We start from the raw sequence: 12,407 nt of genomic DNA, 5'->3' as shown, positions 1-12,407 counted from the left end.
AAGCGGGAGACAGATTAAACCGTCACCCGCAGTTTACCTGTAAACAGCTGTTGCATTAAACCTTTTTTGAGTTTCGTATATTTTTCTTTTTCTTGTTCATAGGATTTGATTTGTTCGTCCACAGTTGAAAGAATATCGACTATTTTATTCTGTTCTTCAATCGAAGGAATTGGTAAACTTACCCCATTTAGTTCATCCTTCGTAATATTGGGAAAAGTTGAACCTGATGTGTTTTTTAAAACCTGTTCAATTTTATGTTCTAGAATATAGCCTATATATTTTGTGATGGTATCCTTACCTTGTCGTATAGCTGCCAATCCCCTTCCAATACAATAACGTTGATTAGCAATATTCATTCGACCTATTGAACTACCACGAACACAGAATAAAATGTCGTTTGCCTCACAAAATTTTGTTGGAGAAGTGGTCCATTGTATTACTTTTGGATGCCTATCTCCAAATTCAGTGGGACCATTTAGTAATGGTATACCGGTCCCGTTCGTATTATAAGAATCTCCTTTAGGTGACTGTCCCATTATCACATGACATGACTGTCCTAATGTTTTCAACTCCCAAACAACAGGTATCTCCCCAAGTTCGGTCTGTTTAAACTCACTATGACCAATTCCTTTGGTTAGTAATTGTTGCATTAAGCCTTTTTTGAGTTCTTTTATTTTTTCAATCAGCTGGTTGGTAATCTCGATTTGCTGGTCTAGTGCTGACAGGATTTCCGCTATTTGTTGCTGCTCATTAAAACTAGGTAGAATAACGGGGATTTTCCCTATATCCCCCAAATTAATTTTTTGGGGCGTAGCATTTAACAACGACCGTTTCATTACTTCTTTCAAGAAAATATCAGACCTCATATATTGGGCAAGAAATTTAGCTTGTCTCTTGTTTTTAAGCTTAATTAAAGCTAAGCTAACATATATACTGGATTCAAAGTCCCAATCCACCAATCTTGGTATACCAAGAGTACCAATTCTGGTCATTAATATATCGTTTTTCTCCACATTGCAACGTTTAGAGTACTCAAGATGATCTTCTAAAGAGATATATTTTGTTGCTGTGAAATTTTCATTGGTAATATTCTCAACACTCAAAAACTTAATTCCTTCTTTAGTATAAGAGGGAGTTGAATGTACCCCATCTAAAATTTTTATCGATATATCATCAAGAGTTTGAATTTCCCATTCCATGGGGATTTCTCCTAATTCTGTCATCCTATAACCTTTAGTTACTTTGTTAGCTACCATGGTCATTACACTTCACCAATCCCAAGATCCCTTAAATACCCATTTAACTTCGCTTTTATAGCAGCTTGGTTGTTTTCAAGGTCTTTAATCTCATTTACTACAGCTAATAAATCCAATTGCTCTTCTTCTTCTGATTTATCTATATACCGTGTAATATTTAAGTTATAATCGTTTTCTTTTATTTCCCTTAATGCAACAGTACGAGCATACTTTTCAACATCTGCATATGTGTCAAACGCGGCTACAATTTTTTTAATATCAATATCTCGTAATGTATTTTGATTCTTGCCTTCCTGATAATCGCTTTCAGCTGCAATAAATAAGACCTTCCCTTTACGTTCCTCCGGTTTATTACGATTAAAGATTAGAATACAAGCCGGAATCCCAGTACCATAAAAGAGATTTGAAGGAAGTCCAATAACAGCTTCCAGTAGATCCGCTTCTATTAATCCCTGACGAATTCTCCCTTCCGCGCCGCCACGGAACAAGACACCGTGAGGCATGACTACTCCTGCCATCCCATTAGATTTTAACGAAGCTACCATATGCTGTACAAAAGCGTAATCCCCAGCGTTTTTCGGGGGAATCCCGTATTGGAAACGTCCGTAGGGATCATTTTCAGCTTCTTCCCGACCCCATTCTTTCAAAGAGAACGGAGGGTTGGCGATAACCCGGTCAAACAGCATGATTTCTCCGTCTTCAAGAAGTTTAGGCTGCCTAATCGTATCTCCTTTTTCAATCCGATGATCCGGCAAACCATGCAAGAGAAGATTCATTTTCGCAATGGACCATGTACCTAGGTTCTTTTCCTGTCCAAACAAAGACAAGGATTGAGGATTCCCGCCATGCCTCTTCACATAGTCCACCGATTGAATAAGCATACCGCCCGATCCGCATGTCGGGTCATATACTCGCATGCCTTCTTCTGGCTTGATTAGCTCCACAATGAGCTCAACGACTTTGGACGGCGTATAAAACTCTCCGCCCTTTTTACCCGCATCGTCCGCAAACATTTTTATCAAGTATTCGTAAGCCCGTCCTAGCATATCTGGTTCAGAAAGGTTTTTATTTGATAAATCAAGCAATGAGAAATGTTGGAGTAAGCGCTGCAATATCCCATCGGTTAGTACCTCTTTGCGGTTAAAGTCTATTGGAGTTAACACGCCTTCGAGCGTTGCATTTTCATTTTCTAGAGCCTCAAAGGCCACGTTAATAACTGTGCCGATATCAGATGCATGCTTACGGATTTCTGCCCATCTGGCAGCCTCAGGTACATAAAACTGAAACTGTTCTGGATCTTCAGCTAGCAACTGGCCTATTTCTTCCCCATGCTCCTCAACCAATTCTTGCTTATGTTCTTCAAAAACATCACTAAGCCTTTTCAAAAAAAGTAATCCGAATATGTAGTTCTTATAGTCACTGGAATCAACAGAGCCGCGAAGAATATCGGCTGACTTCCATAAATGAGATTCTAATTCTTGAAGTGTTAATTTATTCAACCAGTTTCTCTCCCTTTTTAAACCGAAAGTTACTTTATTGCTAATATTTTTATATTACCATATTAATGGAATCCAGCGCATACCAAAATATAATGCCCAACTTTTAGGTTGGGCAAGGGAACAGATTAACAAACTAAAAAGAGAGCTCCATCACTTCGTTAATATCGTTACCTTGAGTCCGGAATTACATCATCGTCTTGTTGAACGAATTGAAATAAAGACAGATGGAACAGCGAGAATTTTTTACAGATTCTCGCTTTCTTCTGCTATTATTTTTAACGTAATTTTAGCAACACACAGCACTCCACATGTGTCGTCTGCGGAAACATGTCAACAGGCTGTACTTCCACGGTCTTGTATCCCCCGTCCTCAAGGATCCGGAGGTCTCGTGCGAGTGTTCCAGGATTGCAGGATACGTAGACGACTTTTGCTGGCTTCATGTCAATGATCGTCTGAAGGAGCGCTTCGTCGCAGCCTTTGCGCGGCGGGTCGACGACAAGGACGTCGGCCCTGTTGCCATCCTTATACCACTTCGGGATTACAACTTCCGCTTCCCCTGCTTCGAATTCAGCATTCGAAATGCCGTTCAACTCCGCATTCCGCTTGGCGTCTTCAATGGCCTGGGGTACTACTTCCACTCCGAAAACACGGCCTGCTTTTTGTGCGAGGAACAGTGAGATGGTTCCGATTCCGCAGTAGGCGTCAATAACTGTTTCGCCGCCGGTCAGCCCCGCATATTCCAAAGCCTTTTCATACAGCACCTTTGTCTGGTCGGGATTGACCTGGTAAAACGACATAGCCGAAATGGCGAATTTCACATCGCCAATAAAGTCATAGATGAATTCATTTCCCCAAATAACCGTTGTTTGCGGCCCCATGATGACATTTGTGCGCATTGAATTGACGTTATGGACAATCGATTTTACCTTCGGAAGCCTGGCGGTAATTTCTTCGGTAATCTTGTTTTTATGAGGGAGCTCCAGTGTCCTTGTAATTAGGACAACCATCAGTTCGCCAGTTTGCTTGCCATAGCGGGCCATGATATGGCGGAGGACACCTTTATGGGTCTGCTCATCATAGGCTTCGATACCAAGCCGACTGCAAGTTTCCTTTACCACATTGATCGCTTCATTGACCTCGGGAAGCTGAATCAGGCTCTCATCCGTGTCGACAATCTCGTGGCTTCTAGGTTTAAAAAAGCCCGCAATCAGCTTTCCGTCCTTTTCACCGACCGGGACCTGGGCCTTGTTCCTGTAATGCCATGGCTCTCCCATGCCAAGCACCGGATGGACAACCACATCTTCAAGTTTGCCGATCCGCGCGAGCACCTGCCTTACCTGGTTTTCCTTATATTTCAACTGGCCTTCATAAGACATATGCTGCAGCTGGCAGCCTCCATATTTATGTTTGTCCCGAGCCGGGATGTCAACCCGGTACGGGCTTTTTTCATTGATTTCAATCAATTTCCCGATTGCATAGTTTTTTTGTGTTTTAATGATTTTTATTTTTCCCGATTCTTCCGGTAGGGCGCCTGAGACGAAGACCGGAAATCCTTCTACCTTGGCAACCCCGGCACCGTCATGGGTCAAGTCTTCAAATCGTACATCTATATAGTCATTTTTCCGGACTGGAATTGATTTTGTCATTGTTTCGACCTCGCTCTTAGTAATAAAAGGATTTTATCATAATCGCTAAGCGAATGCGAAAAAAGCCGGTTTTCACCAGCTTTTCTGTTTGTCTCATTCGAATGTTTCCGAGGCTAGCTTCAGCATTTTTCTGACCCTAATGAATAAATAAAGAATAATGGCAATCAAGCCTACCATAAGGAGGATGCCTATCCCACCAAACTGTAACTGGACAACCTCACCCGCAAAGATTAATCCTCCTAATAAAACGAAAGCTCCGACTGCCTGGAAAATGATAAAAAGCTTATTCGTGTTTGCAGCCCTCTCAGCCAAATCAGAGTTTCCTTTTTCCAATGCTTCCTCGCTGATTCCCGTTGAAAGATTGTGGAAAAAGAAAACCGCCAGGGCTACTGAAAGGAGAGTGGTTATCCCAATAAACAGTCTTCCTTCAATTGTATCTGTAGCATTTATAGCCCCATTTAGGATGGATGAGTTTTTTACAAAAAGCTCAAGCACCGACATCGCAATTAACAACAGAGCTGTCTTTCCCAGTACTTGAAACCGTTTATTATCCATATGCCCTGCAAGCCGATACCCGCCTATAAAAAGAAGAATATGACCAATTATATCCGGAAAGAGATTCACCGGCCCAATATTGAAATTAAAGAATATGAAGAAGAAACCAACCGCCATTGTCCCGAAGCCCACGCTTATTCCCCCTATCGCACTATCCGTTCCACATGTATAATATTGTAATAGTATACTATTAATAGGTGTAAAGGAGGGGCAGAACTGAAAAATAAACTATCTTTTCTTCGTATTGCAAGCGCCCTGACGATTCTTTTGTTCATTTATACAGGAGCCACCTATCTCGATTACATATCCCAAGCCGTGGTTATCACCGATAGTGAAAAATTTGAAAACCCGGATTCATCGATTTCAGAACATGACTTGCGGCATTTGGAGCGGCTTGGCTTTTCCAAAATCGCCATTAGCCACATGACAAATACGGAACGAACTGCATTCCTGGGGATTGATGGAGAGATTGTCTCTGAGATAGACTTTTTCAGAAAAATTAATAATTCAGACCGGAGTTATAACCTCACAAAAAAGAAATATGAATCTCTACTAAAATCATATTCAACTTCTTTTCTGCCAAAGTTCTCAAGTCTTGAAAAGGTTAACCTGAAGCTTGTGCATGAAGGAGACAGGAACTTCACCATCATTACCGAGCATCACTTCGATTATGCCTCGGGGCCACTCAAACCAATGAGGATTGAAATCCAGTTGGCACCAGAAGTTCTAGCGTTTGAGAAATACTCAAAGCAAGTGTGGTGGACCGCATCAACCATTGGTTCCGAAAAAATCAATCGGGAAGTTAAAGAGATCCATCCTTCATCCAGGCCAGTCGAAAACAATGCGGATCCTTTTTTCCACATGAACTCTTCCCCGTCCTTATACTATTCAGTTCCATGGAAACAGCCCGGATTGCTTAAAGATATCGTAGGCCTTCACTTTACAACGGCTACCAGGTTTGAAATCCCCGAGGATTATTACCTTGCTAATGTTTTTATTCAGGGACAGAACCCATATTTGTCGGAACACCTGCAGTATGATGTTAAAAACCCCGAATGATTTTTGGCTTCAGACAGTACCTGTCTGAAGTTTTTTGTTTTTGGCCTATACAAACTTGGCCATCAGGAATAGATTATGGTAACCTGCGTCCGTCTTGGCCGCTTTTCTCTTGATCCCTTCCATTTCAAAGCCCATTTTTTTATATAAGGCGATGGCATTTGCATTATCGGCAAATACCTCAAGGGTGGTCTTTTCAATTAAGGGGTTACGCTCGGCCCATTCTAGCAAGGCATTGAGCAGTGCTTTACCGACTCCCTTGTTCCGGTATTCCCGTTTCACGCTCATCCCGAATGCACCTTGATGCATATTCCGGACCCTGTTTCCGTTATGGAAATCAAGAAATCCAATAATCATTCCGTTCGATTCCGCAATGATTGCGATCTTATTTGGATCTTCCGCCATCCGGACGAGCCACTCCTTCTGCTGGCTTGCCGTCTGGGTAAATTCTTCGGGTGTAGTCATTAAATACGGGGAATCAGCGAGGATTTCCTGTGTGTATTTCAGGACCGCTTCCGCATCTACCGCGGCTGCCTCCCTAAGGATAAGTTCCGTGCCATCATTCATGTTTATCTGTTTCGGGCTTATTTTTGCCATAGGAAATCCCCCATTCGATTGGATCTTATTTAGTTTTTCAGAGCTTTAAGGACAGCAGAAAAAGAGAGTAATTTTGAAATTGCGCGAAGTAACTTCCCATAATTCACTACTATCCAGGTACTAGCTAATTTGCTAGCTAACCCTGGATTAATTTGACTTCATTTTAATGGAAAAGCCATATTTTTGCGAACCGTTTATGTTTCAAATGGGGGAAGTTTGGATTTTACAAGGTTACTATAGAATCATATGGGCAACTTCTGACTCGAGGAAGCACGAAATTCTGAAAAGCTATATGCCGGATGCAAGTTCTTATCCACTCAAAAAGGCGCCCGGCAAACCGGACGCCTTTCGCGGAACAACCCTGACTCTCCACAAGCCGGGGCCTCCTCTTTATTCTTTTTCGAACATTGCGGCAACCTTTTCCTTTACTTCTTCAATGTTGCGCATTTTGTTATTCCAGCACTTCTGGCTCAAATCGACCGGATATTCCTCTGGGTTGGCTGTCCGCTTGTATTCATCCCAGATTTCGGAGAGATTTTTCTCCAAAAACTCGCGGGATTCCTCCAGGCATGGTACTTCGTAGACAAGGTCGCCGCCGACGAAAATATCTTCGTGAAGCTCCCTAGCTGTGAAGTTGGACACATACTTGCTGATGTACGTATGTGTCGGATGGAACATCTTGATCCGCTTTTCCTCTTGGGGATTTTCTGTCTCAAGCGTGATGTAATCCCCTTCGGAGTAGCCTGTCCGGTTATTTATGATACGATAAACCCTCTTCAATCCCGGCGTTGTCACCTTTTCGGGATTAGAGGAAATTTTGATGGTATCCATCATTTTGCCGTTTTCATCTTCGATCGAGACAATTTTATACACTGCCCCAAGCGCCGCCTGTTCAAAGGCTGTTATCAGCTTTGTGCCGACGCCCCAGCTGTCGATTTTCGCACCCTGGGCCTTTAAATGAAGGATGGTATACTCGTCCAAATCGCTGGACGCCACAATCTTTGCATCCTTGCAACCCGCGTCGTCGAGCATTTTCCGGGCCTCTTTGGACAGGTAGGCAAGGTCGCCGCTGTCGAGGCGGATGCCGACGAAGTTGATTTTGTCGCCCATTTCCTTAGCCACCCTGATGGCCGCGGGTACCCCGGAACGAAGCGTATCGTACGTGTCGACAAGGAATGTGCAGTCCTTATGTGTCTCCGCGTATTTTACAAACGCTGTGTAATCATCCCGGTAAGCCTGGACCATTGCGTGCGCATGCGTTCCAGCCACAGGGATATGAAACTTTTTGCCAGCGCGGACGTTGCTCGTTGCATGAAAACCTGCCAGGTACGCCGCGCGAGTCCCCCAGATTGCAGCATCGAATTCATGGGCGCGCCTTGTCCCGAATTCCATTGCTACTTCATTCTTGCCAATGACATGCATGATCCGAGAAGCCTTTGTGGCGATGAGTGTTTGGTAATTCACAATGTTAAGCAGAGCTGTTTCGAGAAGCTGCGCCTCGGCGAGGGTTGTATCGACACGAAGAATCGGCTCGTTTCCAAAAACGAGTTCGCCTTCCTTCATCCCCCTGATTGTGCCGGTAAAACGCAATCCTTTTAAATATTCAAGGAAATCGTCGGCATAACCAACTTCATGCCGCAAATAGTCCAGATCTTCTTCGGTAAACCGTAAGCCGTTCACATATTCAATAATCCGCTCTAGGCCGGCAAACACAGCATAGCCGTTTCCAAACGGCAGCTTCCGGAAATAAAGCTCGAATACGGCTTTCCGGTTATGGATGCCGTCCCTCCAATATGCTTCGACCATGTTAATTTGGTAAAGATCGGTATGCAATGCATAGCTGTCATCCTTATAGATGTGTTTCATTCTGCTAACCCCTTTGTGTTATGTCGGCTACCTAACCTCGGCCCCAAGCGCCCCTTCAAAATGGCCGAGCGCCCACTCATGGCCGGCCTGGTTAAATGATGCGACGCCTTCCTTATGAACAACAATCTTAAAGCCTTTATTGTAAGCATCCACGGCTGTATGCAGGATGCAAATATCCGTGCACACCCCTACAAGATGCACTTCGGTAATCCCGCGCTCACGCAATTTTATTTCCAAATCGGTTCCGGCAAAGGCTGAGTACCTGGTTTTATCGATATAGTATACATTTTCGAGATGCTTATTCGCATCATACACCTTCTGCAGTTCCCCAAACAAGTCACGCCCGTTTGTCCCGCGGATGTTGTGCGGAGGAAACAGCCTCGTCTCCGGATGATACTCGTCGCCCTTGTCATGGACGTCAATCGCAAACACAGTATAGTCCCCGTTCCCGATGAACTCTTCGGTCAATTCCACTATTTTCTGTTCAATAACCTGTCCCGGCTTCCCGCACGTCAATGCGCCAGCATCATCAACAAAGTCATATGTATAGTCGATATTGAGCAAAGCTCTTTTACCCATTTTGCCACCCCTTTTTGCAAAATAAGAACCAATCCCATTGTACCATTAAATTTCCTTTTCGCCATTTCCCTTTTTCACAGGAATGGCAACATTCCAAATTAGAATACCACAAGTTGGCGGGAGAATGGTATTGTTCATCCTCAACTACAAAACAAAAACGTTCCGCCCCAAAAGGAACGGAACTACTCATTAGCTGTATTTCTTTCCTGGAATCCAATCGGCCGGGATATCTTCCGGGCGCAAGTCCTCGATTGGCGCGAATACTTCGAAATGCCTGTACAGGTTTTCGAATTCCGCAGGAAGCAGCCCACCGAATTCCCCGTCAAGATTCAATTGCACTTTATCGTTTGAATGCACCTTGATCCTGTTTGCTTTTGTATAAATGACGTGTTCATCGTGGATATGCTCGCCTCGAACAGCAAGTGTCGCAACCCTTATAAACTCGGCCAGGTTCAGCTTTTTTAAAATAATCAGCGTGAACATGCCATCATTAAGGGATGCGTCCGGGGCAAGCTTTTCAAAACCGCCTACTGAATTGGTCAGCCCGACGAGGAAGAACATTGCCTCCCCTTCAAAAAGCTTTCCGTCATATTCAATACAGACATGGCTCGCCTTGATAGACGGGAGCATCTCCACTCCTTTAAGGTAGTAAGCTAGCTGGCCGAGCATCGTCTTCAGCTTGCTCGGCACCTCATAAGTCAGCTCTGTGAGGCGTCCGCCGCCAGCAATGTTTATAAAATATTTATCATTGATTCTTCCGATATCGACCGGAATACGGTTCCCTTTGACAATGATGTCAACAGCTGCTTCTACATCTCTTGGGATATGAAGCGCACGGGCAAAGTCATTTGTCGTTCCCATCGGGATTATGCCCAGCTTTGGACGATACTCCTGATTCGCAAGCCCGTTGACGACTTCGTGAATCGTCCCGTCTCCCCCTGCCGCAATTACAATATCATAACGGCGTTCAACCGCAATTTTCGCCGCCCTGGTTGCGTCCCCAGCGCCAGATGTCGCATGGCAGGAAGTTTCATATCCGGCTTTTTCAAGTTTCTCAAGAACTTCGGGTAAGTTGCGCTTGAATATTTCCCTTCCAGAAGTAGGATTATAAATAATTCGCGCTCTTTTCATACATATCATCCCTATTTCAAAATGCTATTCCCATTTAAATCCATCCGCCATCTTCCATCATAACGTATCGCATTTGCTTCCGCAATGGAATTTAAGGGGAATCAGTACCTATCATACAGCTTGGCGCAAGCTTAATGCAAAAGTTACGGAAAGGTTCGCCGATTGATACAGGTAGACCCACAGTAATAGAACATCCACCCATTGCAGGAATGCTCTGATTCATTGTCCAAACAGCAATATGACCATAGCCAGCAAATTCAGCCGTATTGAAGCTTTTCCCCAATTATCTTTTTCCTTCAACAGGCTGATCAATCCGTAGCCAAAACCAAAAACTGCTGCCGCAGCAGCAAACCAGCCAGCATAAGGCAACGGCTTTGCATAAAATAACACAATGGAAAGCAAGGCAGCCACGATTGAAAGATACTTAAACATTGCTTGCAGCTTTCCCTATTTTTTTAAGAGAGGGCTCTCGCAGTGCTGTTGAAGCAATAGCCACTCCAATCCATACCTTCGTCCAATTTATCCTTTTCATCTTTGTATCCCCCTTCTTTTCAAACCGGCAAAAAGGTCCCTCACCTGTTTTGTGGGGTCTCATTCCGCCGTCCCCCTCTGCGGCTCTGGCACCAATATCCTTGTCCCTGGATGCCACCTATATATGTAGACGAAACAAATAAGCAATTTTCTACAAAAATCGCAAAAAATTCTTCCTTCTATTAAAATGAAACGTTATAAACCCAGTCAGGGCGAATATACTAGCTTCATAGGTCTCTTCTTTTTCAAACTACTTCTTCCCCTCAAAACCATATGATACAATATATTCCATATCCAACCAGTACAATGATAAAAGGAATGATAGTATGCTGGCAATCCTGATCGCCTATTTAATAGGGTCAATCCCGACCGCCCTCATTGTGGGCAAGCTTGTGTATGGAGTTGATATCCGCGAACACGGCAGCAATAACCCCGGTGCAACAAACACACTAAGGGTTATGGGAAAGAAGGCCGCCTTGTTTGTGCTTGCCGTTGATGCCGGAAAAGGGGCCCTCGCCGCCTCAATCCCCGTCTTTCTCCCCATTGAAGGAGATCCTCTTTATCTTGGGATGGTTGCCGTCGTAGGGCATTGCTTCCCCATTTTTGCCGGTTTCAGGGGCGGGAAGGCGATTGCCACAACGGCCGGAGTCCTGCTTGCAACCAGCTTGCCGATGTTTTTGGCCGCATACGTATCGTTCATTTTCATAACTTACATAACGAAATATGTCTTTTTTGGCTCCATCTCTGTGGGCCTCTCCCTGTTTATCTATTCATTCATCTTCCCTCAAGCGGGGTATAGCCTTCTGTTCGGATGTTTTACATTGCTACTTGTCTATCTGCACCGTTCGAATATCCGGAATCTGATTTTGGGAATCGAACCGAAGATTAATGATAAAAACATTAAAAAAGACAGGATCCCACCCGGCGGAACTTTCCCATTTAAATGATAAAAAGCAGCTTCTACATCGAAGCTGCTTTTATAGTATAGTGATTATACTATTTTCTGGATAATACTTTCCGAAACAGTTTGCCAGAACCCCTTATCTGTCCGGTACGATTCAACTAAATCTCTGTAAAACGCTTTTTGTTTTTCCTCGAAGTCAGGCGCGTCCTTTTCAGGCAGCCCGGCCCGCCCACGATCCACAAAGTCCTGGACCTTCGGGGCTCTCGGTCCCCAGACAGCGTATTCCTGCCCTTCCGCGTCGATAAAAATATAAATCGGAATCGCTCTTGATGTACCGTTTGTAAGATATTGGTCCATCAACTCAAGATTGGAATCCCGCAGCAAAAAGCGGACTTCCATATCCGCGGCTTCGGCTATTTTCAAAAGGATGGGGTTGTTCAACATCGCATCCCCGCACCAATCCTCCGTAAGGCCTATAACGCGGAGTTTCTTTCCCTTTACTTCTTCTAGGCTCGCCCTTTGAGGCTCTGACAGCTCAAAATTCCTGTAGACTTCAAGCATCCCTTCCTTGTGGGTCTTCATATTGTCTATGTACTCATCAACCAGGATCGCTTTTTCAAACCAGCTATTCAAATCCATATTGCGCACCCTTTCAATCCTTTTTCTTTTATCTTACTAATCCTTTCCCCTGTTTACAAATTCCTTGTTCAATCACAAGGGGATTACTTTCCGAAATTTGTAAATTATTATTGTACCAAAATTTTTCGGGTTGACTTGAAAAATAATT

At 44.0% G+C, this 12,407-nt stretch carries 12 protein-coding genes; 2 read left to right on the top strand and 10 right to left on the bottom strand.

The features are described from left to right. Positions 1 to 14: 14 nt before the first annotated feature. The 4 genes from RB160_RS12345 to RB160_RS12330 all read right to left on the bottom strand — a co-directional run bounded on the left by RB160_RS12345 (position 15) and on the right by RB160_RS12330 (position 5,088). Entirely contained in the window at positions 15 to 1,262 is a 1,248-nt protein-coding gene (locus RB160_RS12345; protein ID WP_316570675.1) for a restriction endonuclease subunit S, read from the bottom strand. Next, the gene (locus RB160_RS12340) at positions 1,262 to 2,755 is read right to left on the bottom strand and encodes a type I restriction-modification system subunit M (RefSeq protein WP_316570674.1); all 1,494 of its coding nucleotides are present in this window, start codon (positions 2,753 to 2,755) and stop codon (positions 1,262 to 1,264) included. Before RB160_RS12340 ends, RB160_RS12345 begins: the two co-directional genes overlap by 1 nt. 275 nt (positions 2,756 to 3,030) lie before the next feature. Then, entirely contained in the window at positions 3,031 to 4,401 is a 1,371-nt protein-coding gene (gene rlmD, locus RB160_RS12335) for a 23S rRNA (uracil(1939)-C(5))-methyltransferase RlmD (RefSeq protein ID WP_316570673.1), read from the bottom strand. A 93-nt stretch (positions 4,402 to 4,494) separates the two neighbouring features. Then, the gene (locus RB160_RS12330) at positions 4,495 to 5,088 is read right to left on the bottom strand and encodes a hypothetical protein (RefSeq protein WP_316570671.1); all 594 of its coding nucleotides are present in this window, start codon (positions 5,086 to 5,088) and stop codon (positions 4,495 to 4,497) included. A 135-nt stretch (positions 5,089 to 5,223) separates the two neighbouring features. On the opposite strand from RB160_RS12330, the gene RB160_RS12325 reads away from it, so the two are divergent. Next, positions 5,224 to 6,015 carry a hypothetical protein gene (locus RB160_RS12325; protein WP_316570670.1) on the top strand — a complete coding sequence of 264 codons (792 nt, stop codon included), beginning with the start codon at positions 5,224 to 5,226 and terminating at the stop codon, positions 6,013 to 6,015. 45 nt (positions 6,016 to 6,060) lie between these two features. On the opposite strand, the gene RB160_RS12320 is transcribed toward RB160_RS12325, so the two are convergent. From RB160_RS12320 to RB160_RS12300, 5 genes are all read right to left on the bottom strand, one after another. Further along, positions 6,061 to 6,609, bottom strand: a complete 549-nt coding sequence (locus RB160_RS12320) for a GNAT family N-acetyltransferase (protein ID WP_316570669.1) — start codon at positions 6,607 to 6,609, stop codon at positions 6,061 to 6,063. A gap of 390 nt (positions 6,610 to 6,999) precedes the next feature. Continuing rightward, the gene (locus RB160_RS12315) at positions 7,000 to 8,475 is read right to left on the bottom strand and encodes a nicotinate phosphoribosyltransferase (RefSeq protein ID WP_316570667.1); all 1,476 of its coding nucleotides are present in this window, start codon (positions 8,473 to 8,475) and stop codon (positions 7,000 to 7,002) included. A gap of 27 nt (positions 8,476 to 8,502) precedes the next feature. Next, entirely contained in the window at positions 8,503 to 9,054 is a 552-nt protein-coding gene (locus RB160_RS12310; protein WP_316570666.1) for a cysteine hydrolase family protein, read from the bottom strand. A 189-nt stretch (positions 9,055 to 9,243) separates the two neighbouring features. Beyond that, positions 9,244 to 10,185, bottom strand: coding sequence for a diacylglycerol kinase (locus RB160_RS12305; RefSeq protein WP_316570664.1), 942 nt, complete (start codon positions 10,183 to 10,185; stop codon positions 9,244 to 9,246). Positions 10,186 to 10,404: 219 nt separating this feature from the next. Beyond that, on the bottom strand, positions 10,405 to 10,617 hold the full coding sequence (locus tag RB160_RS12300; protein ID WP_316570663.1) for a hypothetical protein: 213 nt from the start codon (positions 10,615 to 10,617) through the stop codon (positions 10,405 to 10,407). A 425-nt stretch (positions 10,618 to 11,042) separates the two neighbouring features. Here RB160_RS12300 and plsY point away from each other — a divergent pair, with 425 nt between their 5' ends. After that, the gene (gene plsY / locus RB160_RS12295; protein ID WP_316570662.1) at positions 11,043 to 11,663 is read left to right on the top strand and encodes a glycerol-3-phosphate 1-O-acyltransferase PlsY; all 621 of its coding nucleotides are present in this window, start codon (positions 11,043 to 11,045) and stop codon (positions 11,661 to 11,663) included. A gap of 44 nt (positions 11,664 to 11,707) precedes the next feature. Here the strand turns inward: plsY and RB160_RS12290 are convergent, their stop codons facing one another. Then, positions 11,708 to 12,259, bottom strand: coding sequence for a thioredoxin family protein (locus tag RB160_RS12290; RefSeq protein WP_316570661.1), 552 nt, complete (start codon positions 12,257 to 12,259; stop codon positions 11,708 to 11,710). Positions 12,260 to 12,407 lie beyond the last annotated feature (148 nt).

It is taken from the genome of Neobacillus sp. YIM B06451, from assembly GCF_032667185.1.
Lineage (GTDB): Bacteria > Bacillota > Bacilli > Bacillales > Cytobacillaceae > Bacillus_D.
This window is presented reverse-complemented; position numbering and strand designations above follow the sequence as displayed.